Here is a 24,515-nt window from a genome sequence, read left to right as displayed (position 1 = left end):
TGAAAATGAGATGATTCAGCGGTTTTTGAATATGATGAGTCAAAATGAGGAGAGAGCTTTTCGCTTTCTCCTCATTTATCATACACTCTACATTTAACAATATCGGTCTCTCTTTTTCTGCAACTGATTTTCCAATGGAACGATGTTTACATATTCCGCATGATTCTCTTCGATGCATGTCCTGACTGCATCAATGTCATCCGGATGGATCAGAAGCGCCATCCCGCAGGCTGCTTTGCCGTCAGTGTCACGTGGGGCAGGTGCAATCCGGTTAGGAAGACCTTGCTTATCCAGAAGCTCATGGAGCATCATGCCCTGTGTGTGATTGTCAAAGAGAATATAATAGCGGATATGTTTATTTTTTTCTTCCATTTTACTGATTCAGCATCTCCACAAATGCTCCGATTCTTGTACGAAGCTGTTCAGCATCTTTATCGGTGTAATCTGTTTCCAGAGAGAGTACCGGAATATTTTTCGCCTTCAGTGCTTCAGAAACTGCAAGCTTTTCTGTGTCGTACAGGCAGCAGAACATCAGACTGCAGTCGATGACGCCGTCCACCTGATATTCGTCGACCATACGGAGAATATCGTCGATACGTCCCGTATTTGGTGTGAAGCATGCACAGTTTGTCTTCATGTAACGTTTGGACAGATTCATGAACTGTTCATCCAGTGTTTCACCGGATTCGTCTACAAGATTTTCAAAATATCTTGTTCCTGTACACATCTCTTCACAGACAACAGCAGCGCCGCTTGTCTCGATGATGTTATGTAATTTCCAGTTCGGAACTGCAAGAGGCGTTCCTGTGATCAGGATACGTTTTGTGCCTTCTGGTACAACAGATACACCATCCTTGATTCGTTGTTCCAGTTCGTCAGCCAGACGGTTACACATCTGGGCGCAACGTACCGGATCATCGAAGAAAGAAATCTGGGTCATGAGCAGAGCATCTCGTCCGGAAATTGGCAGACATTTTGATTTTCTGCAGTCATAAACTCTCTGAAGAGCTTTACGCTTTTCATTGCAGATACTGATCGCTTCTGCAAGCTTTTCCGGTGTAATTTCGTTTCCGGTGAATTCTTCTACAATCTTTGCAAAATCTGTAATTTCTTCTTTCCATTTGATAATATCTTTCTCACGCTTCATCTGTGGAACGTCCATAATATGCATTGGAACGTCTTTCCCGAGAATCTCGTAAGCTTTCTTCTTGCCATCGCAGGTAGTTTCCCCGACATACATATCTGCGATACGGAAGAACGGACAGGTACGTCCAAGTCTTGCTCCTACAGAAGCTTTTACAAGTGGACAGACATTTTTCGGAAGGACTTTTTCGCCGTCCGGAACCCAGAACTGTGATCCACCGCAAAGTCCTGTTACGATACCATTTGCAGCGATAATTACTTCATCCGGTACATATACGCAGAAGGTTCCGAATACCTTGCGTCCTTTTTTCTGCTCTTCAATGAGTTCAGCCGGGCGGATACCGTGCACCTCAGCGATGACCATATCCCAGAAGTCCATTGCCTTCGGGCGGTTTTCCTGTGTCATAAATACATCCCCAACTGCTGTCGGAAGAACCTGACAGAGATTGTCATGATTTTTGACATCCATCCCAAGGTCTTCCCACATTTTTTCATAATCAGCCATTTTCATTTCCTCCTTTTATACAATGACGATTTGTTAGTATCCATATATTTTGTCGCTATCCATATAAAATATTGTACAAAATGACGAATGAGTTAGTCAATACATATGGTGAAATGTGTAAAATAACTATAAATAGGACGATATATAGAAAAAATGAATTATTGAAATACGTTTTACGTATAACCATGCAAATGTGGAATGTTGAAACTATAAAATCCTTATGATATACTGAGAAAACAGATTAACGTATAGAATAGAATTTGAAGAAAACAAATTTATTAAAAATTTAAATATAAAGACTGAGGTGGAAGAGTATGCTGGAGACCGAAAGATTAATACTGAGAAAATGGACAGAGGAAGATGCGGAAAGTCTGTTTGAATACGCAAAAGATCCGGAGATCGGACCTGCTGCAGGATGGCCGCCGCATAAGAGTGTGGAGGAAAGCAGAGCTGTCATCAAAAATGTATTTGATGGAGCAGAGTGCTACGCAATCTGTGAAAAGGAAAAGAATATTGCGATAGGTGCTGTGGAACTGAAACTGAATGGACACACGAATACAACAAAGCGCGACGATGAGTGCGAGCTTGGATATTGGCTTGGACAGCCATTCTGGGGAAGAGGCTATATGCCGGAAGCTTCCAGAGAGTTATTGAGACATGGATTTGAAGATCTTGGCATGACAACAATCTGGTGCGCTTATTATGATGGCAATCTGAAATCAAAAAGAGTGCAGGAAAAGCTGGGATTTGTTTATCATCATACCTGTAATGAAGTTCCTGTGCCGCTTTTACATGAGGTGCGGGTTGAACATACGAATGTTATGACAAAAGAGCATTGGGAAGAAATCTACAGGTAATGGTCTGGAAAGCAGGAAGTAAGGGGAGATATGCTGACGGAAAAAGAGAAAATCTGTAAAAAAACTGAAAAAAGTATTGACATTTGTAGAAAATAATAGTAGACTAAACAAGTCGCATAAATGTGATGAGGGATCATAGCTCAGCTGGGAGAGCATCTGCCTTACAAGCAGAGGGTCATAGGTTCGAGCCCTATTGGTCCCACTACAACATAAGTTGTAAATTTCATATGGCGGGATAGCTCAGTTGGCTAGAGCACGCGGTTCATACCCGCGGTGTCGCTGGTTCAAATCCAGTTCCCGCTACTAAAGAAGGAGTCCTTGTGTGGGACTTCTTTTTGCATGGAAAAACGGTATGTTTACATTGTCCAATGTCTTGAAACTTTTACATATATGATAGCTAATGGCTCCCGCACATCACATCCCTGCAACAAATAAGTTTGAGTGCCAGTTGTATGAAGACGGGTGTCACAACAGTATTTGTCAATAACTTTTATCTATCTCCTCATGTCATTGTTTTTCTTGCACGCTCTCACAAAATGAATTATCCTAAAATAGAATATAAACTTCGAAAATAGGAGGATATAGAATATGGCAAAGATCGATCATGCAGCAATCAGAACGGCATCTTACGAGGATGCACAGAAATTTTTTGAAGATGTATTTGAAATGCATATGTGGAGAGAGATCGGTGAAAAACCGGGAAGAAAATGCTGGTACGAAGAAGGAATCCAGCTCTGCGAAATGGAAGAAATTAACACAGAGGGAGAAAATGGCTACGACCACATTTCAATCGCGGTGGATTCCGTGGAAGAAACGATGGAAAAGATCAAGGCTTATCCGGTAAAAGCAATCAACGACCACTGGTTCTCACTGCCGAATGGAACGAAAATAGAATTAAAACTTCTGGAAAACTGGAAAGTAAATAAGTAAGATCCGGAAGAGATTATTTTCGGGCAGGTGAAACAATATGCGAAAGATCAGTGAAAAAGAACTAAAAAAGATAGAGTACGTTTATAAGAAAGAAGATTCTTTAAGACGTATTCTATCTTTTTGCTTATGCCTTTAATAAAGTGTCAATCAGCCGAGATGCTTCACTGCGTGTGATCGTATCCGGATTCCATTCCGGTACTTTTTTCTTCTGGCTGCACAGTCTCTGCAAAAGTGCAATCTGTTTTACTGTGGCAGGCTGCACTTTTTTTATTTTGTATGTAAGCTGCTGTGGCTTAAAAAGAGAAGGATCCTCATTCTCGAAATAGTGTGCCAGTGTCTGATACAGTTTTGCTGTGGCAAGCGCATCATAGTAGGCACGGTGCGCAGCTTTGTTTTCAATCTGATAGTATTCGCACAGACTGGAAAGACTCTTGGACGGAAGAGATTTTAAGGTGCGCTGGGCGATCTTAAATGTGTCGATTCCAAATTTTTCAAAAGTAAGTCCTAAATTGGAAGCACCTGATTTCATGAAGCTGTAATCAAAGCCTACATTGTGACCGATCAGGACATCATCTTCACTGAATTCAAGAAAATCACTGATCACAGCATCGGCAGGTCTGGCATTTGCAACCATTTCATTCGTAATGCCGGTGAGATTCGTGATCATCGGGGAAATCTCTTCCTGTGGATGAATGAATTCCATAAAACGTTCGGCAACCTTTCCGTCACGGACTTTCAGTGCTCCGATTTCAATAATTTCATTATATAGTGGGTCAAGCCCGGTTGTTTCCAGGTCAAAACAGACATAGGATTTTAGCATTTCAAAACCTCCGTTTCTGAAATCCTATTTTAACAGATGCGAGGAGAAAGTGCCATAGTTTTCTTGATACAAATCTCTCCGGATGGTAAGATACAGGTATATTTGCCGGTGTAAAAGAATTTTGACAGGCAAAAATGCCATTTGTAAAAGATGTTTGATAGACTTTTGGTGTTCTATATGGAATGATGTACGTGAAAGGAAGAAACAGGAATTATGGAAATAGGAAAGAAACTAAAAAATGCACGGATAGAAGCCGGGCTTACCCAGGAGAAGGCTGCAGAGAAAATCGATGTTTCCCGCCAGACTATTTCCAATTGGGAAAATGAAAAATCGTATCCAGATATTATCAGTGTCATTGCACTTAGTGATCTCTATTCCGTAAGTCTTGATGAACTGTTGAAAGGAGATCAGAAGATGGCAGAACATCTGGAAGAGAGTACAAATGTTGTAAAAAGCAACAAAAAACTGACTGGAGCAATTCTTTTAAATATTATACTGATGATACTGTTGATTGCGCTGAACATGCTGTTGCCGGAAGGAACCTATTATCTGGTAATTGTATTTTGTGTGGTAATCATGAGTTCATCGGTATTGCTTTATCAGATTATCAAACGGATTTAGGAGGCAGATTATTATGGGATGGAATCAAATAGCAGCAGTAGCAAGCGGAGCAATTGCGTTGGTAGGAGCAATCTGCACCGCATGGCAGATTTATCAGATGACGGTATCAGATGCAAAAGCAAGAGGCTTAAAGCACCCGAAATTCTGGGGATTTTGGGCGATGAATGGAAATAATTCAAGTGGACTGATTCTTTATCTGATCGGTAGAAGAAAATATCCGGTCCAGAATATGAGCATCGAAGATCAGGAAAAGATTGAAACAAGAAAAAAGGCAGCAGGAGCTGCGCTTGTGTTTATGACACTTGGGGCGATTGGATTTGTGATCAATATCATGCGGATTTATATTTAATGAAGAATACGAATACGAAGAGCGGTATAGACGTTAAAAATCTATACCGCTTTTTCCAGTTCTTTTTGCATATCGATAACTTTTTCATAGATTGCATTAGCAAGTGCAGCGTGACCGGCTGCATCCAGATGCTCGCGGTCGGTTGTACTCGGAGATGCGAAAGCAGAGGCATCCAGAAATGCTGCATGATGCAGAAGTGCCACTTTGTGATACTCTTCAGCAAGCTTTTTTGAAACTTCTACGGATTTTTCATCAAATTCCGGATCAAAGCCAGGATCGCCAACACCTTCACCCAGATGAATCGGTGAAATGACGAGGAGATTAAAAGGCTGGGAAACGTTTTTTCGAGCTTTTTGGATGACTTGAGCCAATCCTTTGGCAATGGTTCCTGCGGACGCATTGTATCTTGTTTTGCAGTCGTTGGTTCCGAGCATAACGATAAGGAGATCGATAGGGTTATGCATTTCCAGCGTGACACCGATCAGATCAAGTCCACGGCGTCCCTCACGAAGATCATCCTGAAATACAGTGGTTCTTCCACAAAGACCTTCTTCGATCACACGGTGGTCAGCACCCAGCTTCTTCTGAAGCAGACTGGTCCATCGGGTGTCGGTGTCAAATCTGCCGGTTCCGTCCGGTTTGTAGCCATATGTGTTTGAGTCGCCAAAGCATAAGATGTTCATTCTGTGTCACTCCTTTATAAACCTACTAAATTGATATGCTATATATGATAAATGAGATTGTTGGAAAAGTCAAGAGGTAAAATTGTATTGGAAAGGTTTTGAAATTTACCTGGATTTTAATTTACATCTGTATAAAGCAAAGATATACTAATGGGTGGAGGATAAAAATTATGAAGAATAAAAGAGAAGTGTTGGTTAAACTTTTTCTATCTACATTATATCTAAGTGCATTTACATTTGGCGGCGGTTATGTGATCGTTACGCTGATGAAGAAAAAGTTTGTGGATGATTATCATTGGATTGAAGAAAATGAAATGCTGGATCTGGTGGCAATCGCGCAGTCAGCACCGGGACCGATTGCGGTAAATGGGGCAATCGTGGTTGGGTATAAGCTTGCCGGTCTTGCAGGAACACTGGTTGCAATTATTGGAACGATTATTCCACCGTTTGTGATCATTTCTTTGATCTCTGCTTTTTATCATGCATTTCGGGATAATTATCTGGTGAGTCAGATGCTGGAAGGGATGCAGGCAGGTGTCGGAGCTGTGATTGCCTCGGTCACTTATGAAATGGGATGTGGAATTATAAAAAAGAAAGATAATGTGGCAACGATTGTTATGATTGCAGCCTTTATAGCAGCCTGTGTATTGGGAATCAATGTGATTTATATTGTGATTGCAAGTGGAGCTTTTGGTGTAATCCGGACAATCTGGAACAGACGGAGGAAAAGAGTATGATGTATATACAATTATTTTTAAGCTTTTTTCAGATCAGCTTGTTCAGCTTTGGAGGGGGATATGCGGCACTTCCACTGATCCAGGGGCAGGTCGTAAATGTGCATCACTGGCTCAGCATGACGGAATTTACGGATCTGATCACCATTTCCCAGATGACTCCGGGACCGATTGCGATCAATGCAGCAACCTTTGTTGGGATGAAACTGACCGGAATGCCGGGAGCGGTTGTGGCTACACTTGGATATATCACACCATCTTGCATTATCGTGACGATCATTGCAAAATTGTACTTAAAATACCGGGAAATGGACATGCTGCAGGGAATACTTGGAGGGATCAGACCGGCGGTGGTTGCACTGATCGGATCGGCGGGAATTTCCATTTTGCAGACAGCATTCTGGGAAGCTTCCGGGAAAATGGTGATATCTGATACCAGTTGGCTGATGGTTGGAATATTTGTGGTATGTGTGATCTTGCTCAGGAAGGTGAAGATGAATCCAATCTGGGTGATGGTGCTTGCCGGGGTGATGAAAGTTGGCGTGGAGCTGGTTTGGAAGATGTAAATGGGTGCTGTTTAATTGTGAAAAAGAATAAGATGGAAGACTGAAAGCTATTGTGGAGAGGTATCTTTCAGTCTTTTTCTATGCAGAATACAGAGGATGAATGAGTACCATATTTTTTGAAGGTATGGTATACTTTCACTATGATTAGAAAGTAGCCCATTGCGGCGAAATAACAGAAGACGGAGGAGTATAAAATGGCTGAAATGGAGAACAGCAGGGATTTAAACAGCGTGTTATGGAGTGGGGCGGATGTTTTGCGTTCAAAAATGGATGCAAATGAGTATAAAGATTATTTGCTGGGGATTGTTTTCTACAAGTACTTATCCGATTCTTTTCTGATAAAAGTATATGATATGATTTGTGATGGAAAACCAGAGAGCTTGAAAGAGGCACTGGATGCATATGTGGAAGTTCTTAATGGAGAAGATGGAGAAGCGTTAAAGACGGAAATGAAAAGTGTATGCCATTATGTGATTGAACCGGAGCTTACCTACACTTATTTTGCGGATGCAGCGAGAAATAATTCTTTTAGCCGTGAGCAGTTACAGAAGGCATTTAATAATATTGAGCAAAGTGATGAATTGTTCGTGGATTTGTTTACGGATATTGATTTGTATTCCAATCGTTTAGGAGTGGGAGATCAAAAGCAGAGTGATACGATTGCAAGTTTGATTAAAGTAATTGATAATGCAGACTTGTTGAATTCGGATGTAGAAATACTTGGAAATGCATATGAAACTTTGATTGGATGGTTTGCATCGGAGACAGGAAAAAAAGCAGGAGAATTCTATACTCCACAGGCAGTATCAAAAATTTTAACCAGAATTGCAATCAAGGGACAGGAAGAAAAGCAAGGTCTGTCAGTATATGATCCATGTATGGGATCAGGTTCGCTTCTTTTGAATGCAAAAAAATATGCAAAGCATCCAGAATATATTAAATACTATGGACAGGAATTGAATACATCTACTTACAATTTGGCAAGAATGAATATGTTCCTTCATGGAATTGTGGCAGAAAACCAGAAACTTCGTAACGGAGATACACTTGACGGAGACTGGCCGACAGGAGAAGAAACAGATTTCAATATGGTACTTATGAATCCACCGTATTCAGCAAAATGGAGTGCAGCTGCCGGATTTTTACAAGATGAAAGATTCAGTGATTATGGTGTACTGGCACCGAAGTCGAAAGCAGATTATGCATTTCTGCTTCATGGATTGTATCATTTGAAAAGTAATGGAACTATGGCAATTGTTTTACCACATGGTGTTCTTTTTCGCGGCGCAGCTGAAGGAAAAATCAGAGAAAAACTGCTTCGTTCAGGAAATATTTATGCGGTAATAGGATTACCTGCAAATCTTTTCTATAACACGTCCATTCCGACTTGCATCATTGTATTGAAAAAGCATAGAGATGGCAGAGATGTATTATTTATTGATGCTTCCAAGAAGTTCAATAAAGGGAAAAAGCAAAATGAAATGACAGATGAACATATTGAAGAGATTATCAATCTGTACAGTAAGAGAGAAACTGTAGAAAAAGAGGCATTCCTTGCCAACTTTGAAGATATAGAAAAAAATGACTTTAACCTCAATATACCACGATATGTTGATAATTTTGAGAAAGAAGAAGAGGTTGATCTACCGGCACTTTTAGGTGAAATGAAGAAAACGGATGAAGAAATCGAAAAAGTGCAGGGAGAATTCCTTTCAATGCTCAAAGAATTAACATCAGATGATGCGTCAATAATGGCATCTTTGAATGATTTGATCGGGAAAATGGAGGGGTAGAGATGGGAAAACCTAAAATTAGATTTGAAGGGTATAGTGAAGATTGGGAACAGCGTAAGGTTTGTAATATTACAACTTCATATTCAGGTGGGACACCTAAATCGGGTTCTACAGAGTACTATGATGGTGATATACCTTTCATTCGTTCAGGTGAAATTTACAGTGACAAAACAGAACTTTTTATTACTGAATTAGGTATGAAAAATTCATCAGCAAAAATGGTTCATGAAGGGGATATTTTATATGCATTGTATGGCGCTACAAGCGGAGAGGTAAGCCGGGCAAAGCTTGATGGTGCAATAAATCAAGCGATTTTAGCAATAATACCAAACGATGATATAAATGCAAATTTTTTAGTGGAATGGTTCAGAAAAGAGAAGGATAAAATCACAGATACATATCTTCAAGGTGGGCAAGGAAATTTATCTGCTCAGATAATAAAAGAGCTTGAAGTAACTATTCCATCCTATGATGAACAGAATAAGATTGGATTATATTTCGAGCAGTTAAATACCCTCATCACTCTTCACCAGCGAAAGTGCGAAGAGACGAAAACCTTGAAAAAATATATGCTTCAAAAGATGTTTCCACAAAATGGTCATTCAGTTCCAGAAATTAGATTTTCCGGGTTTACTGAAGATTGGGAACAGCGTAAGTTGGGGGATTTAATAGAAGATAATATAATTATAGAGCAAAGTGATGGCAATCATGGTGAATTATATCCTCGTTCAGATGAATTTACTGATGCTGGGATTCCATATATAGCAGCATCTGCTATTTCATCATCTGGAGATGATATAGACTTTAATTTAGTTAAATATTTACCATTAAAAAGGGCAGAACAGTTTAGGAAAGGTGTTGCTCAAAATGGGGATATATTGTTGGCGCATAATGCTACAGTAGGTCCATGTTTACAGCTTTCAATGGAGTATGATTTTGCTATTTTGAGCACATCATTAACCTTATTTAGAATTAATGAGAATAAAATGAATTCTAAATTTTTCTTACAAATGTTGCGGTCAGATTTGTTCCAAAATCAACTTTTCAAATATATGAAACAGACTACCCGTAGTCAGGTACCTATATTGACACAACGAAAATTAGAGGTTTGCTATCCAAATAATACACAGGATCAAGAACTAATAGGTACTTATTTAAGTAACCTTGACCACCTCATCACTCTTCACCAACGAAAGTGTAATGAACTAAAAGAAATAAAAAAATATATGCTACAGAACATGTTTGTATAAAGAAAAGGGTGAAACAATGAAAAAAATAACGTTATTTCATGGAACTTCTGAAAAAATTGTAGTGCCGACATATGGACTTGGTGAAAAAAAGCATGATTATGGAATGGGCTTTTATTTAACTGGAAATATAGATCTTGCAAAAGAATGGGCGGTTTGTAAACCGAATGTTACGAATGGCTGGGTTCATCAATATGAATTGGATACGGATGATTTGAAAATTCTGAATTTTCAAGAAAAAGATGTACTTTCATGGCTAGCAGAGTTGATGAAGCATAGAGATGCAGCAGATTCCAAACGTTATCGAATGTTATCTAAGAGATTTATTGACAAATATGGAATTGATACAAGTGGATATGATGTTATAAAAGGCTGGAGAGCTAATGCGTCATACTTTTATATTGCAAAAGAATTTGTGAGAGATAATATTGACATTGATATTTTGGAAGAACTTTTATCTTTAGGAGGTTTGGGAATTCAATATTGTATTAAATCTGAATTAGCATATTCAAAATTGCAGGAAGTAAAAGAAGGATTATTGTCTGTTGATTATACAGAGTTTAGAGAAAAATATAATCAGCGAGATATATCAGCAAGACAAAGAATGCGGGAATTGGTAGATTCTGATGCAAACAAGGTAACAAAAGTATTCAGTACATTGCTTTAGAACGGGAGAGATGATGATGAGAGCATATGCAGAAGATTATTTAAGTGATGTCGTGGAAACACAGGGAAAGTTGTTTGACTTTGTAGCACAGGAATTCCCAGATAAAGATACGGAAGAATTTATTAAGACTTACATGAAAAGTAACACAAGAAAAAGTATTGATGAAGCACAGGCTTATGTAAATACTATGGATTGCAAAGAATTGTGGGAATATTTTTTGAAAACGGAACAATATACGCTAAAGAATGGTGAGGGACTGAAAGGTTTTATGCCAGATTGGATTGGCGAGTTTTATGCTTATTACCAATGGTATTACAATATCCCAAGTGCAGAAGTGGTTCAGAAAGTACCGATAGACTTTTTGAAAAAAGCGTATTATGGATTACATGATCTGGAACTTGATTTGGCAGTAAAAAAAGTAGGTGAAGAATAATGCAAATTATTTGTTTTCATAATCCATATGAGGAAAACGGATATTTGAGTAATTGGTATCCGGTGCAGTTTAGTGTAAATGGAATAGATTTTTCTTCTATGGAACAATTTATGATGTATCGGAAAGCACAGTGTTTTCAAGACAAAAAGATAGCAGATAAGATTTTGCAGACAGAAGATGTGGCACAGATTAAGAAGTTAGGAAGAGATGTTAAAGGATATGATGAAAATTTTTGGAATGGAGTAAGGCAGATTGTTGTTTATGAAGGACTTCTTGCAAAATTTTCTCAAAACCATGATTTAAAAGAGAAACTTATAGGAACTGATAATGCGATTTTGGTAGAGTGTGCTGTTAAAGATCAGATTTGGGGAATTGGATTATCTATGAAGGATGAAAATAGATATAATCGGAGTAAATGGAGAGGACAAAATTTACTGGGATATGCGTTGATGATGGTAAGAGAACAATTATAAAAAGTGCACTCTTGGGAACAGCGTAAGTTTGGAGAAATAGTAGAAAAATACGAAGATCCAGTAGAAACTCCGACAGAGGGCTATACAAGACTTGGAATTAGAAGCCATGCCAAAGGAACATTTCATAGTTATGTTGAAAAAGGAAAAGAACTTGAGACAGCTAAAATGTTCCGAGTAGCAGCGGATAAGTTCATTGTGAATATTACATTTGGATGGGAACATGCAGTAGCAATTACTGACGAAAATGACGCTGGAAAGCTTGTTTCTCATAGGTTTCCACAATATAGCTTTAATGCGGGGATGGATCCGAAATTTTTTAGATATCTGATTCTTGACGAAAATTTCAAACATCATTTGGAATTATCATCACCAGGAGGAGCCGGAAGAAATAGAGTTCTGAAATTAAGCGATATGCTTGAATACAAAATGATTTTTCCATCTGAAGCTGAGCAGAGAAAAATAGCTACGTATTTTGATGATTTAGATCACCTCATCACTCTTCACCAGCGTAAGTGTGATGAATTGCGAAGTGTTAAGAAATTTATGTTACAAAATATGTTTATATAGAAAATCAGACGTCATATTATGATTAGAACAATAATAGGTGACAGATAGACCTGGTTTTATGCCGAAAGGAAGTGGTTTTGATGAGTGAACAGAAAAGAAAAATTGGTTTTACTATTGCATGTGTAAATGAATTTGCCCGTAAGTATCAGATAAGTAGCAAAGAGGCATTTCAGTATCTTTTCAAGTTTAAAGGAATTGCTTTTATCAAAGAAAATTATGATGTGGAACATACGCTGGATTTTGAAACAATATTAGAAGATTTGGGAATTTTATGTAAAAAAAATGGAGGTACATTATGAGATTGTATCATGGGAGCGATATAGCGATTGATAATATAAATCTGGCAATGTGCAGACCATACAAGGATTTTGGACAGGGATTTTATTTGACAGATATTGAAGAACAGGCTGAAAAAATGGCAATAAGAGTAGCAAGAATTTATGGGGAAAAGCTGATTGTAAATATATATGAGATAGAGGATAATTTTAAAGATTTAAAGAATCTTAAAATTAAAGATTTCGGGATACAGACAACAGAAGAATATATAAACAGCTTCCAAATGCCAAAAACAGGAAGAACCAGAAAGTATAATTTCCAATAACAATCATAAAGGAGAAGAAAATCATGCCAGAGTTGGAGTCAATGATAGAACAAAAACTGATCGATCAGCTGATTTACGGTGAGTCACAGTGGACATACAGGGAGGATTTGAAAACAGAGGCAGATTTATGGGCGAATTTCAGATATATCCTTGAACAGAATAACAAAGACAGGCTGAATGGGGAACCTTTGTCAGACTCAGAATTTGAGCAGGTAAAGAACCAGTTGCAGTTTTCTTCATTTTATAAAGCAGGTGAATGGCTGGTTGGAGAGAATGGGAAAGTGCAGGTTCATGTTCAAAGAGATACGGAAAGACTTCACCTGGTAGTGATGAATCATGAACATATTGCCGGTGGCAGCAGTGTTTATGAAGTAATCAATCAGTACAGTGCGTTAAAAACAGATGATGAAAATACCAGTTTGACAAGAGAACGGCGTTTTGATGTAACGCTGATGATTAATGGACTTCCAATGATACATATTGAATTGAAGAATAAGCAGCATTCTTACATGGAGGCGTTTAATCAAATTAAAAAATACATCAGCGAAGGAAAATTTGCTGGAATTTTTTCGGCTGTTCAGATGTTCGTTGTAAGTAATGGTGCTGATACCAGATATTTTGCAGCAGCCAGTGATACAGAGTTAAATTCGAAGTTTATGAGTGGCTGGGTGGATAAAGACAATAATCAGGTGGCAAATTATCTTGATTTTGCAAAAAGTGTTCTTCGGATTCCGGAAGCGCATGAAATGATTGCGAGATATACAGTGCTGGATGAGGATGCAAAACGTCTGATTTTGCTTCGCCCATATCAGATTCATGCAATTGAGTCGATCCGAGAGGCATCGAAGACGGGAAAATCCGGTTATGTATGGCACACAACCGGTTCTGGAAAGACATTGACTTCCTATAAAGCAACAAGAAATCTTTTGATGGATATTCCGGCAATTGATAAAGCGATTTTCCTGATTGACAGAAAAGATCTGGATACGCAGACTACAATGGCATTTCAGGCGTATGCAAATAATGACCTTGTAGATGTTGATGAGACAGATAATGTAAATGATCTTAAGAAAAAACTCAGGTCTGATGACAGACAGGTGATTGTTACAACGATTCAGAAGATGCAGATTCTTGTAAGCAAGAGACTTCAGGAAGGAACGCCAGAATATAATAAAATTAAAAATTTGAAAATTGCTTTTGTAGTAGATGAGTGCCATAGAGCAGTTACACCAAAAACAAAAAGAGAACTGGAACGATTTTTTGGCAGATCTTTATGGTATGGATTTACCGGCACACCGAGATTTGCTGAAAATCCTTATCCACAGATGGGAGATTTGCCGAGAACTACCGAAGAATTATATGGTGAACGTCTTCACCGTTATACAATACAGAATGCGATTCATGACAAAGCTGTCTTAGGATTCCAGGTAGAACATAATGGTCCGAAAAATATTGCAGATGAAACAGATAGTAGTGCATATGATAACGAAACACATATGTTAAGTGTATTAGATATCATTTTGAATAAATCTTATCACAAGCTTGGCTTTCAAAATGGAAAAGGGCAAACCTATGAAGGACTCCTTACTACGAGTTCTATTCAGATGGCACAGAAATATTATGATTTGCTGACAAAAGTAAAAAATGGAGAAACTTCACTTGTGATTGATGAGAAAATCAAACAGGTATTACCGGATTTCCCTAAATTTGCAATTACTTATTCGGTAACAGAAAACGAAGAGGGATCACATGTAAACCAGGAGAAAATGCAGCAGTCTCTTGATGATTACAATGGAATGTTTGGCACTAAGTTTGAAATTTCACAGATTCAGGGATACAATAGCAATTTAAATAAACGGCTGGCAAGAAAAGATGCCAAATTCAAGAGCAGAAATGAACAACTGGATCTGGTTATTGTGGTTGATCGTCTTTTGACAGGATTCGATGCACCATGTATGTCGACTATTTTTATAGATCGTCAACCAATGGGACCACATGATTTGATTCAGGCATTTTCAAGGACAAATCGTATTTACGATAAAAACAAAACCTACGGACAGATTGTGACTTTTCAGGCACCAAAGCTTTTTAAGAAATGTGTGGATGATGCGGTGAAGCTGTATTCAGCAGGAAGTACAGGAACAGCACTTCTGGCAGAATGGGAAGAAATAGAACCGGCATTTCGTAAGGCGCTTGCAGCTTTAAAAGTATGTGCAGAAAATCCTTCAGACATTCCGAAAATGTCTATGAAGGAAAAGAAAGTATTTGCAAAAATGTTCCAGTCTTTTGACAGTCTGTTTGCACAGCTGAAATCATTTACCAAATATGATGACACCATGCTTGAAGAATATGGATTTACGGAAGAAGAATATGATGAGTATGTAGGTCATTATAAAAATGTTATGGAAGAAATTCATGAAGAAACTCCGGACGGTGGCGGCTCAGAAGAGGAATCAGGTGAAGAAATTGATCAGGACTATGAATTGATGGCGTACAGTAATACAAAGATTGATTATGAATATATTATCAATTTGATCCAGAATATTGTTACGCCAGCAGAAGAGGAAGAAGAAATATCGCCGGAGGAGAAACAAAGAAAAATTGCGGAAGTTCTGCAGTATGTTGAAGAACTGCGAAAGAGTAATGGCAAGGTAGCAGAAATTATGTGTGATCTGATTGGAGATATTGAAGAAGATGATACAAAGTACAGAGGAAAGTCAATCCTTAATATTGTAGAGAACATGAAAAGAGATTGTATAAATACGGTTATCACAGATTTTTGCAGTACATGGTGTGCTTCAAAAGATGATGTTATGTATGCGGCAATGCATTACAGAAATGGTGAGATCCCGAATGAAAGTGCAATTAAAGCAACGGTTGATTACACAAAATATAAAGCGGGACAGGAAAAGCCACTTCCGAAGTTTAAATATTTTTCACAGATGATGGCAGATTTAAGGATGATTCTGGAAGAGGAAATTAAGCCATTGCTGATAACTGTATAGGTGTTTGGAAATTTATAGATGTTTGCATCAGCGTAAGTAATTTCAAGAAATGGAGGGAACTTATGCGAAGTGATACAAACAATCTGCTTTTTTGTGAATATTATGCTCAGTGGATAGAAATCTATAAAAGAGGTGCGATCCGGGAAGCAACGATGGCGAAATATTTAATGACGCAAAAATGGGTAGAAAAATTGATACCAGAGTTGAAAGTTTCAGAATTGACAAGAACGGCATATCAGAAACTTTTGAATGATTATGCAAAAGAGCATGAAAGGCAGACAACTTTAGACTTCCATCATCAGTTGAAAGGTGCGATTCTGGATGCTGTTGATGAAGGAATGATTGAAAGAGATCCAACCAGAAAAGCAATCATTAAAGGAAAAAAACCAAGAGTAAAAAAGATAAAGTATCTGAATCAGTTTGAACTTCATACGCTGATTAATGATCTTGATATCGGAGAAGAACCAAACTGGGACTGGTTCATTCTTCTGGTAGCAAAGACTGGCATGCGTTTTTCAGAGGCACTTGCTATTACACCTGCGGATTTTGATTTTTCCAGACAGACATTATCGATAAACAAAACATGGGATTATAAAGGCAATGGTGGATTTTTACCTACCAAAAATAAATCCTCGGTAAGAAAACTTCAGATTGACTGGCAAATCGTAGTTAAATTTTCAGAGTTGACAAAAAGACTTCCTGAAGATAAACCTATTTTTGTAGGAAAATCAAAAATTTATAATTCTACTGTAAATGATGCACTTACCAGACATTGCAAAAAATGTGGTATTTCTGAAATTTCAATTCATGGACTTCGCCATACACATGCGTCGTTATTGCTGTTTGCAGGTGTATCAATTGCCAGTGTTGCCCGCCGGTTAGGACATGCAAGTATGACGACAACACAGAAAACATATCTTCATATTATTCAGGAGCTGGAAAACAAAGATGTGGATCTGGTAATGAGAACTTTATCAGGATTGTAAAATGAAACAAATTATGAAAATACTTACGCTGTGAAATTAGAATGTTTTAACGGACTTTTCTTACCCAAATCATTGCGGGTTAGTCAAAGATATGGTATATTTAAAGTATATTTTTGTTAAAATGTACAAAAATAAGAACAAATTATAGTAGGGAGTGGTCAAGATGTATCAGGAAGAGTACAAACGTTGGCTGGAAGCAGATCTGGAAGATGCCGATCTGAGTCCGGAATTAGCGAGAATTGAAGGAAATGACGAAGAGATAAAAGATCGTTTCGCTGTAGCTCTGAAGTTTGGAACAGCCGGACTTCGTGGAGTTCTCGGAGCAGGAACGAATCGTATGAATATTTATGTAGTACGTCAGGCAACACAGGGACTGGCGAACTGGGTTAAGACACAGGGTGGCACACAGACTGTGGCAATCAGCTACGACAGCCGTCTGAAGAGTGATGTATTTGCAAAGACAGCAGCAGGTGTTCTGGCAGCAAACGGAATCAATGTCAGAATCTATGACGCGCTGATGCCAGTGCCGGCACTTTCATTTGCGACACGTTATTATAACTGCAATGCAGGTGTTATGGTAACTGCATCCCACAACCCGGCAAAATACAATGGTTATAAAGCATATGGACCGGACGGATGCCAGATGACAGATGATGCTGCAGCAATCGTATATGCTGAGATCCAGAAGACAGATGTCCTCACAGGTGCAAAATACATATCCTTCGCAGAAGGTGTAGAAAAAGGGCTGATTCGTTTTGTAGGAGATGACTGCAAGAAGGCGCTTTATGAAGCGATCGAATCACGTCAGGTAAGACCGGGACTTTGCAAGACAGCAGGACTGAAGCTGGTATACAGCCCGCTCAATGGTTCAGGACTTGTTCCGGTAACACAGGTATTAAAAGACATTGGAATCACAGATATCACAATCGTTCCGGAACAGGAATATCCAAACGGATACTTCACGACCTGCAGTTATCCGAACCCGGAAATTTTTGCAGCTCTGGAGCTTGGACTTAACCTTGCAAAAGAGACAGATGCAGATCTGATGCTTGCAACAGACCCGGATGCAGACCGTGTAGGTATTGCAATGAAGTGCCCGGATGGTTCTTACGAACTGGTAAGTGGTAACGAAGTCGGTGTTCTGCTTCTCGATTACATCTGCGCAGGACGTATTGAAAAAGGAACCATGCCTGAGAAAGCAGTTGCTGTAAAATCAATCGTATCTACTCCGCTTGCAGATGCAGTTGCAGAGCATTACGGTGTAGAACTCAGAAGCGTACTTACCGGATTCAAGTGGATCGGTGACCAGATCGCACAGCTTGAAGAAGCCGGAGAAGTAGACCGTTTCATCTTTGGATTTGAAGAGAGCTACGGATACCTTGCAGGACCGTATGTACGTGATAAAGATGCTGTTATCGGATCTATGCTGATCTGTGAAATGGCAGCTTACTACAGAAGCATCGGAAGCTCACTGAAGCAGAGACTGGAAGAAATCTACGCGCAGTACGGACGTTATCTGAACAAAGTAGACAGCTTTGAATTCCCGGGACTTAGCGGAATGGACAAGATGGCAGGTATTATGGAAGGCCTTCGTAAGAATCCGCTCACAGAAGTAGCCGGAATCAAGGTTGCATCTGTTACAGATTACACCAAACCGGAAGAAACCGGACTTCCTTCTGCGAATGTACTGATCTACAAACTGGAAGATGGCGAGACTGTTATTGTTCGTCCTTCAGGAACAGAGCCGAAGATTAAGATCTATTACACAACACTTGGAAAAGATCTGGAAGAAGCACAGGCAAAGAAAGACAAATTTGCAGAAGCATTAAAGCCGATCATGGCGTAGCAGTCAAAAGTTGATTTTGGAGAATGAGTCTGATCTGAATTTGGAGAGAATCAGGCTTGACAGAAAAGAACCTGCCCGATATAATAATTTTTATCGATAAGGGAGTAGTTGGCGCGATGACGTAGCTTTGTCAACATACTGACAGCAATGGCTGTCTGGCATAGCTTTAAATAATGAGACTTATTCGTAGTATTTTATGCTACGAATAAGTCTTTTTTTGTGCATACGATGAGCCAAGTGCAGATTTGTGCTTGCACAAGTATCTGCATTTGGCGAATGTACATCATCAAGCTGTTAAGCGAGATGGTGTACAAAGTATACAAATCGAGTAGGAGTCAGCCTGCTCGATTATATACGATGAGCCAAGTGCAGGCAAAGCATTGCCGCAGACAAAGCATTGCCGCAGACAATTATTTTCACATTGGATAAGATGATTAGCTTTAAAAAGGAGAAAAATTATGGGTTTAATTGAATTGTTTTTGATTGCAGTAGGGCTGTCCATGGATGCATTTGCAGTTTCTGTCTGTAAAGGACTTGCTATGCCGAAGTGCACTTTCAAAAAGGCGGCTATCGTTGGCTTATGGTTTGGTGGATTTCAGGCATTGATGCCGGCAATTGGTTATATTTTAGGAGCGCAGTTCCAGGAAGCCATTGCTTCTATAGATCACTGGATCGCATTTGTATTACTTGCGCTGATTGGTGGAAATATGATTCACGAAGCATTGGACAATGACGAAGAGGAAGCCGATGCAAGCCTGGATGTGAAGACCATGTTCCTTCTCGCAGTAGCAACCAGCATTGATGCACTCGCTATAGGAATTACCTTTGCATTTCTTAAGGTAAATATTATTCCGGCGGTCTGTTTTATCGGAATCGTGACCTTCATCATTTCCTTTGCCGGAGTAAAGATTGGTAACGTCTTTGGAGCCCGCTATAAGAACAAAGCCGAAATTGTCGGTGGGGTCATCCTTATTCTGCTTGGTCTGAAGATTTTGTTAGAGCATCTTGGCTTTTTAGGATAAAAATAAATACGAAACTACGATCCTGTTGTTCTTCTTTCACATAAAGAACACAATTATCTGCTATTCTGGTGTATAATTAGAAATAAAGTGATAAAAGGAGCCCGTGAGAGTTATGGATAAACTGAAAATTCTTGTAGTAGATGATGAAAGCCGTATGCGCAAATTGGTGCGCGATTTCCTGGAAAGAGAAGGATATGCTGTACTCGAAGCCGGAGACGGTATGGAAGCAATGGACATTTTTTATGAGGAAAAAGATATTGCACTGATCATCCTGGATGTCATGATGCCGCATATGGATGGCTGGCAGACCTGCCGTGAGATCCGTAAAGAATCAAAGGTTCCGATCATTATGCTGACCGCAAGAAGTGAAGAGAGGGACGAGCTTCAGGGGTTTGAACTCGGTGTGGATGAGTACATTTCCAAACCGTTCAGCCCGAAGATCCTGGTTGCAAGAGTTACTGCGATTCTGCGCAGAACCAATGCGCTTGCTTCGGATGATCTGCTTCATGCGGACGGGATCGAGATTGATAAAGCAGCACATATGGTGAAGATCGATGGAAAACCGATCGAACTCAGTTACAAAGAGTTTGAACTTCTGACATATTTTGTGGAGAATCAGGGGATCGCTTTATCGAGAGAGAAGATTCTTAATAATGTATGGAATTACGATTATTTCGGGGATGCCAGAACCATTGATACCCATGTAAAGAAGCTGAGAAGTAAACTTGGTGATAAAGGAGATTATATTAAGACTATCTGGGGTATGGGGTATAAATTCGAGGTACAGTCATGAAATATTCAATAAAAAGACAGATGATGACTGTTTTTGTAGGTCTGATTCTGTTTATGATCGTTGTATTTATGATCGTCAACGGAAGTTTTCTGGAGAAGTATTATATTTCCAATAAGAAATCAGAATTTATAAAGGCCTATACAATGGTGCAGGAAGGTGTGGAGAACGGTACAATCGATTCTGAGACACCGGAAAAAGACCTGGGAAGATTTACAGAGAAAAATAATATTTCCATTGCAGTCATCGATTCAGAATACAATGTGGTTTATACTAATGTAAGAGAAAAACAGATGATGGTCGTACAGCTTTTCGGATATCTGTACGATAAGAATCATCAGGAGGTTCTGGAAAAAACGGACAGTTATGATATCTGCAAGTCGGTTGATCCGCAAAATAATACAGAGTACCTGACCATGTGGGGAAACTTTGACAATGGTGATATCTTTATCATGCGAAGCCCGCTGGAGAGTATTCGTTCGGCAGTCACGATTTTTAACAGATTTATCGGAGTCGTCGGCGGATGTGTGATTCTTGTGAGTGTATTGCTTGCGTGGTATTTCTCAAAAAGGATCACGGAGCCGATCATGGAGCTCGCAACACTTTCACAGAAGATGGCCGATCTGGATTTTGATGCAAAATATACCAGCGGCGGAAGCAACGAAATCGGTGTACTGGGAGAGAACTTTAACCGGATGTCAGAAAGACTTGAGCAGACGATTTCCAATCTGAAAGAAGCCAACTATAAATTGCAGAAAGACATTGAGCAGAAAGAAAAACGAGAAAATATGCGAAGCGAATTTCTGGGGAATGTTTCCCATGAACTGAAGACGCCGATTGCCCTGATCCAGGGATATGCAGAAGGCCTGAAAGAAGGAGTCAATGATGATCCGGAGAGCCGGGAGTTCTACTGTGAAGTCATTATGGACGAGGCAGGAAAGATGAACCGGATGGTGAAGAATCTACTTGCTCTGAACCAGCTGGAATTTGGTGAGGATGATGTACAGTTTGAACGGTTTGATATTACTTCATTGATTTCGGGTGTCCTGCAGAGTCTGGATATTCTGATCGAGCAGAAAGAAGCACAAGTGATTTTCCGCCACAAGAACCCTGTTTATGTCTGGGCAGATGAGTTTAAGGTTGAGCAGGTTGTCCGGAACTATGTCAACAATGCACTGAACCATGTCGATGGTGAGAAGGTGATCGAGATCAAGATCACCCAGGAAAATGATATGGCAAAAATTACCGTATTCAATACCGGAACGCCGATTCCGGAGGAAGATCTGCCACATATCTGGGAGAAATTCTATAAGGTTGATAAGGCAAGAACCAGAGAATACGGTGGAAATGGTATCGGGCTTTCCATTGTGAAGGCGATCATGGACTCCTTTGGAAAAGGATACGGTGCGATCAATCATACCAATGGTGTTGAGTTCTGGTTTGAACTGGACATGAAATAAACGCGAATCTTGCAATTCGCACTGTAACGTGGTACATTATAAAAGAGCTTATTACTGATTGACACAGGGAAGAAGATTGTGACATGAGCGGAAAAAGTTCTTTTGAATAACTACAAGAATATAAAAATCGTGAGGATATGCGGATGATAGCGATTATTGATTATGATGCAGGAAACATTAAAAGTGTAGAAAAAGCGTTAAAATATCTTGGTGAGGATGCGGTTATCACAAGAGACAGAGAAGAGATACTTTCTGCCGATAAAGTGATCCTTCCGGGAGTCGGTGCATTTGGCGATGCCATGTACAATTTGAAAAAATATGGATTGGATGAAGTGCTTCGTGAAGTAACAAAGAGACAAATCCCGCTTCTTGGAATCTGTCTTGGGCTTCAGCTTTTGTTTGAAAGAAGTGACGAGACGCCAGGTGTGGAGGGGCTTGGTATTCTAAAAGGAGAGATCCTTAGAATTCCGGACTGTCCGGGACTTAAGATCCCGCATATGGGATGGAACTCTCTGAAGCTTCAGAATGACGGCAGATTGTTTAAAGATTTACCTGAAGAGCCGTATGTATATTTTGTTCATTCCTACTATTTGAAAGCAACAGATGAAAGTATTGTAAAAGCGACAACCGAGTACAGCACGCACATTCATGCTTCGGTTGAACAGGGAAATGTATTTGCCTGCCAGTTCCATCCGGAAAAGAGCAGTGATACAGGACTTCAGATACTGAAAAATTTTGTAGAATTGTAGGAGGGCAGACAGTGTTTACAAAGAGAATTATCCCATGTCTTGATGTGAAGAACGGACGGGTTGTAAAAGGTGTGAATTTTGTGGATCTCAAAGATGCAGGAGATCCGGTTGAGATTGCGAAGGCTTATGATAAGGCAGGTGCGGATGAACTGGTATTTCTGGATATCACGGCATCTTCGGACGACAGAAGCACGGTGATTGACATGGTGCGTAAAGTTGCTGAGTGTGTGTTTATTCCATTTACGGTAGGTGGTGGAATCCGGACCGTTGACGATTTTAAGGCATTGCTCCGGGAAGGTGCAGACAAGATTTCCATCAATTCTTCTGCAATCAATCGACCGGAACTGATCCGGGAAGCAGCTGAGAAGTTTGGAAGCCAGTGCGTGGTTGTCGCGATTGATGCGAAAAGAAGGGCAGACGGCAGCGGTTGGAATATTTATAAAAATGGCGGACGCATTGATATGGGGATTGATGCGGTCGAGTGGGCGAAGAAAGTAGAAGCGCTTGGTGCAGGAGAGATTCTTTTGACCAGTATGGACTGTGACGGCACGAAGGCCGGATATGATCTGGAGCTGACAAGGACGATCGCAGAAAATGTATCAATTCCGGTGATCGCATCTGGAGGAGCAGGTAATCTAGAGCATTTCTACGAAGCACTTGGTGAAGAGGGGAAGGCAGACGCGGCGCTTGCGGCATCCCTGTTCCACTATAAAGAGCTGGAGATCAGAGAAGTAAAAGAATATTTGAGAGAAAAAGGCGTATCGGTACGTCTGTAGAGAAAAGGTGGGGAATATGGCAGCAATTAACAATGACTGGCTGGATGCACTGAAAGGTGAATTTTCCAAGCCATACTATAAGAAACTATTTGAGACAGTGAATCAGGAATACCGGACACACCGGATATATCCTCCGGCAGATGACATTTTCAATGCATTTCATCTGACACCGCTTAAGGATGTCAAGGTTGTGATCCTTGGTCAGGATCCATATCATGGAGATGGACAGGCAGAGGGGTTAAGCTTTTCTGTGAAACCAGGGGTTGATATTCCACCGTCACTGGTGAATATTTATCAGGAACTGCATGATGATTTGGGATGTACGATCCCAAGCCACGGCAATCTGGTGAAATGGGCGGAGCAGGGAGTACTTCTTCTCAACACGGTTCTTACGGTAAGAGCACATCAGGCTAATTCACATCGTGGAATTGGCTGGGAAGAATTTACAGATGCAGCAATCCGTGTACTCAATACCCAGGACAGGCCGATTGTATTTATTCTGTGGGGAAGACCGGCACAGATGAAAAAGAGAATGCTGACCAATCCGAACCATTTGATCCTGGAAGCACCGCATCCGAGTCCGCTTTCTGCGTATCGTGGATTTTTCGGAAGCAAACCGTTCAGCCAGACAAATAAATTCCTTGAGGCGCATGGTGTAGAGCCAATCGACTGGCAGATTGATGAATTGTAAAGAATAAAAAATAGAGATTTCGGGCAGACTGTGAAGATTTATTTGCAGTCTGTTTTTCCTTTTTTATTTCATAGGAACTTCCTATGAAACAAAAGGCACTACGTGTCGGAGATGCACATTCTTTTTGTTACTGTTCACAGTACAATGTCATGATGCCAGGGTCAAAAGCCCCAAAATAGAACCTTGAAAATTTAATATTTT

General features: G+C 39.8%; 27 protein-coding genes and 2 tRNA genes. 25 read left to right on the top strand and 4 right to left on the bottom strand.

Annotated features, from left to right (window positions below; all coding sequences use genetic code 11):
• Nucleotides 1-93: 93 nt before the first annotated feature.
• Both PGU50_RS09320 and PGU50_RS09315 read right to left on the bottom strand, forming a co-directional pair.
• Nucleotides 94-372, bottom strand: a complete 279-nt coding sequence (locus tag PGU50_RS09320; protein WP_055156326.1) for a DUF3343 domain-containing protein — start codon at nt 370-372, stop codon at nt 94-96.
• A gap of 1 nt (nt 373) precedes the next feature.
• Nucleotides 374-1,648 (bottom strand): double-cubane-cluster-containing anaerobic reductase, encoded by a 1,275-nt coding sequence (locus tag PGU50_RS09315; RefSeq protein WP_117557690.1) that lies wholly within the window; start codon nt 1,646-1,648, stop codon nt 374-376.
• 314 nt (nt 1,649-1,962) lie between these two features.
• Here PGU50_RS09315 and PGU50_RS09310 point away from each other — a divergent pair, with 314 nt between their 5' ends.
• The 4 genes from PGU50_RS09310 (at nt 1,963) to PGU50_RS09295 (ending at nt 3,435) form a co-directional block, all read left to right on the top strand.
• Nucleotides 1,963-2,505 carry a GNAT family N-acetyltransferase gene (locus PGU50_RS09310; protein ID WP_270246790.1) on the top strand — a complete coding sequence of 181 codons (543 nt, stop codon included), beginning with the start codon at nt 1,963-1,965 and terminating at the stop codon, nt 2,503-2,505.
• 129 nt (nt 2,506-2,634) lie between these two features.
• Nucleotides 2,635-2,707: transfer RNA gene (locus PGU50_RS09305), tRNA-Val, on the top strand.
• A 27-nt stretch (nt 2,708-2,734) separates the two neighbouring features.
• Nucleotides 2,735-2,808: transfer RNA gene (locus PGU50_RS09300), tRNA-Met, on the top strand.
• 285 nt (nt 2,809-3,093) lie between these two features.
• On the top strand, nt 3,094-3,435 hold the full coding sequence (locus tag PGU50_RS09295; protein ID WP_173687381.1) for a VOC family protein: 342 nt from the start codon (nt 3,094-3,096) through the stop codon (nt 3,433-3,435).
• Between the two features lie 124 nt (nt 3,436-3,559).
• Here PGU50_RS09295 and PGU50_RS09290 read toward each other — a convergent pair whose 3' ends face one another.
• Nucleotides 3,560-4,255 (bottom strand): 3'-5' exonuclease, encoded by a 696-nt coding sequence (locus PGU50_RS09290; protein ID WP_270246789.1) that lies wholly within the window; start codon nt 4,253-4,255, stop codon nt 3,560-3,562.
• A gap of 213 nt (nt 4,256-4,468) precedes the next feature.
• Here PGU50_RS09290 and PGU50_RS09285 point away from each other — a divergent pair, with 213 nt between their 5' ends.
• Nucleotides 4,469-4,876 (top strand): helix-turn-helix domain-containing protein, encoded by a 408-nt coding sequence (locus PGU50_RS09285; protein ID WP_117557698.1) that lies wholly within the window; start codon nt 4,469-4,471, stop codon nt 4,874-4,876.
• A gap of 13 nt (nt 4,877-4,889) precedes the next feature.
• Entirely contained in the window at nt 4,890-5,225 is a 336-nt protein-coding gene (locus PGU50_RS09280) for a hypothetical protein (RefSeq protein WP_055261784.1), read from the top strand.
• A 41-nt stretch (nt 5,226-5,266) separates the two neighbouring features.
• Here the strand turns inward: PGU50_RS09280 and PGU50_RS09275 are convergent, their stop codons facing one another.
• Nucleotides 5,267-5,908, bottom strand: coding sequence for a GDSL-type esterase/lipase family protein (locus tag PGU50_RS09275; protein WP_270246787.1), 642 nt, complete (start codon nt 5,906-5,908; stop codon nt 5,267-5,269).
• Nucleotides 5,909-6,078: 170 nt separating this feature from the next.
• On the opposite strand from PGU50_RS09275, the gene PGU50_RS09270 reads away from it, so the two are divergent.
• The 19 genes from PGU50_RS09270 (at nt 6,079) to PGU50_RS09180 (ending at nt 24,314) form a co-directional block, all read left to right on the top strand.
• Nucleotides 6,079-6,645, top strand: a complete 567-nt coding sequence (locus tag PGU50_RS09270; protein ID WP_117557700.1) for a chromate transporter — start codon at nt 6,079-6,081, stop codon at nt 6,643-6,645.
• Nucleotides 6,642-7,208 carry a chromate transporter gene (locus PGU50_RS09265; RefSeq protein WP_270246785.1) on the top strand — a complete coding sequence of 189 codons (567 nt, stop codon included), beginning with the start codon at nt 6,642-6,644 and terminating at the stop codon, nt 7,206-7,208. Before PGU50_RS09270 ends, PGU50_RS09265 begins: the two co-directional genes overlap by 4 nt.
• Before the next feature lie 194 nt (nt 7,209-7,402).
• Nucleotides 7,403-9,001, top strand: a complete 1,599-nt coding sequence (locus PGU50_RS09260) for a type I restriction-modification system subunit M (RefSeq protein ID WP_270246784.1) — start codon at nt 7,403-7,405, stop codon at nt 8,999-9,001.
• 2 nt (nt 9,002-9,003) lie between these two features.
• Complete coding sequence (locus tag PGU50_RS09255; protein WP_270246783.1) at nt 9,004-10,251, top strand: restriction endonuclease subunit S; 1,248 nt, start codon at nt 9,004-9,006, stop codon at nt 10,249-10,251.
• Nucleotides 10,252-10,267: 16 nt separating this feature from the next.
• Nucleotides 10,268-10,915, top strand: coding sequence for a DUF3990 domain-containing protein (locus PGU50_RS09250; RefSeq protein WP_270246782.1), 648 nt, complete (start codon nt 10,268-10,270; stop codon nt 10,913-10,915).
• 13 nt (nt 10,916-10,928) lie between these two features.
• Nucleotides 10,929-11,348, top strand: a complete 420-nt coding sequence (locus tag PGU50_RS09245; RefSeq protein WP_334291831.1) for a hypothetical protein — start codon at nt 10,929-10,931, stop codon at nt 11,346-11,348.
• On the top strand, nt 11,348-11,821 hold the full coding sequence (locus PGU50_RS09240) for an NADAR family protein (RefSeq protein ID WP_270223668.1): 474 nt from the start codon (nt 11,348-11,350) through the stop codon (nt 11,819-11,821). Before PGU50_RS09245 ends, PGU50_RS09240 begins: the two co-directional genes overlap by 1 nt.
• Before the next feature lie 3 nt (nt 11,822-11,824).
• Nucleotides 11,825-12,388, top strand: a complete 564-nt coding sequence (locus PGU50_RS09235) for a restriction endonuclease subunit S (RefSeq protein ID WP_270246781.1) — start codon at nt 11,825-11,827, stop codon at nt 12,386-12,388.
• 80 nt (nt 12,389-12,468) lie between these two features.
• The gene (locus PGU50_RS09230) at nt 12,469-12,687 is read left to right on the top strand and encodes a DUF3791 domain-containing protein (protein WP_195370734.1); all 219 of its coding nucleotides are present in this window, start codon (nt 12,469-12,471) and stop codon (nt 12,685-12,687) included.
• Entirely contained in the window at nt 12,684-12,989 is a 306-nt protein-coding gene (locus PGU50_RS09225; protein WP_270246779.1) for a DUF3990 domain-containing protein, read from the top strand. Before PGU50_RS09230 ends, PGU50_RS09225 begins: the two co-directional genes overlap by 4 nt.
• 23 nt (nt 12,990-13,012) lie before the next feature.
• Nucleotides 13,013-15,994: a type I restriction endonuclease subunit R, EcoR124 family gene (locus PGU50_RS09220; protein WP_117557714.1), complete on the top strand. Its 2,982-nt coding sequence runs from the start codon at nt 13,013-13,015 to the stop codon at nt 15,992-15,994.
• A 62-nt stretch (nt 15,995-16,056) separates the two neighbouring features.
• Nucleotides 16,057-16,980, top strand: a complete 924-nt coding sequence (locus PGU50_RS09215) for a site-specific integrase (RefSeq protein ID WP_270246777.1) — start codon at nt 16,057-16,059, stop codon at nt 16,978-16,980.
• 163 nt (nt 16,981-17,143) lie between these two features.
• A complete protein-coding gene (locus PGU50_RS09210; RefSeq protein ID WP_055261806.1) occupies nt 17,144-18,826 on the top strand; it encodes a phospho-sugar mutase in 1,683 nt (560 codons plus the stop codon).
• Nucleotides 18,827-19,284: 458 nt separating this feature from the next.
• Nucleotides 19,285-19,848, top strand: coding sequence for a manganese efflux pump MntP (locus PGU50_RS09205; protein WP_055249194.1), 564 nt, complete (start codon nt 19,285-19,287; stop codon nt 19,846-19,848).
• Between the two features lie 112 nt (nt 19,849-19,960).
• The gene (locus PGU50_RS09200) at nt 19,961-20,641 is read left to right on the top strand and encodes a response regulator transcription factor (RefSeq protein WP_022220129.1); all 681 of its coding nucleotides are present in this window, start codon (nt 19,961-19,963) and stop codon (nt 20,639-20,641) included.
• Complete coding sequence (locus PGU50_RS09195) at nt 20,638-22,098, top strand: sensor histidine kinase (protein WP_270246776.1); 1,461 nt, start codon at nt 20,638-20,640, stop codon at nt 22,096-22,098. The genes PGU50_RS09200 and PGU50_RS09195 overlap by 4 nt, the downstream gene beginning before the upstream one ends.
• Nucleotides 22,099-22,241: 143 nt before the next feature.
• The gene (gene hisH / locus PGU50_RS09190; RefSeq protein WP_270246775.1) at nt 22,242-22,847 is read left to right on the top strand and encodes an imidazole glycerol phosphate synthase subunit HisH; all 606 of its coding nucleotides are present in this window, start codon (nt 22,242-22,244) and stop codon (nt 22,845-22,847) included.
• Nucleotides 22,848-22,858: 11 nt separating this feature from the next.
• On the top strand, nt 22,859-23,623 hold the full coding sequence (gene hisF / locus PGU50_RS09185; RefSeq protein WP_270202888.1) for an imidazole glycerol phosphate synthase subunit HisF: 765 nt from the start codon (nt 22,859-22,861) through the stop codon (nt 23,621-23,623).
• A gap of 16 nt (nt 23,624-23,639) precedes the next feature.
• Nucleotides 23,640-24,314 (top strand): uracil-DNA glycosylase, encoded by a 675-nt coding sequence (locus PGU50_RS09180; RefSeq protein WP_270246774.1) that lies wholly within the window; start codon nt 23,640-23,642, stop codon nt 24,312-24,314.
• Nucleotides 24,315-24,515 lie beyond the last annotated feature (201 nt).

It is taken from the genome of Coprococcus sp. AM11-30B, assembly GCF_027674365.1.
Lineage (GTDB): Bacteria > Bacillota > Clostridia > Lachnospirales > Lachnospiraceae > Allocoprococcus > Allocoprococcus comes.
Note: the sequence above shows the minus strand (reverse complement) of the source record. Positions and strands in the feature narration are given on the sequence as shown.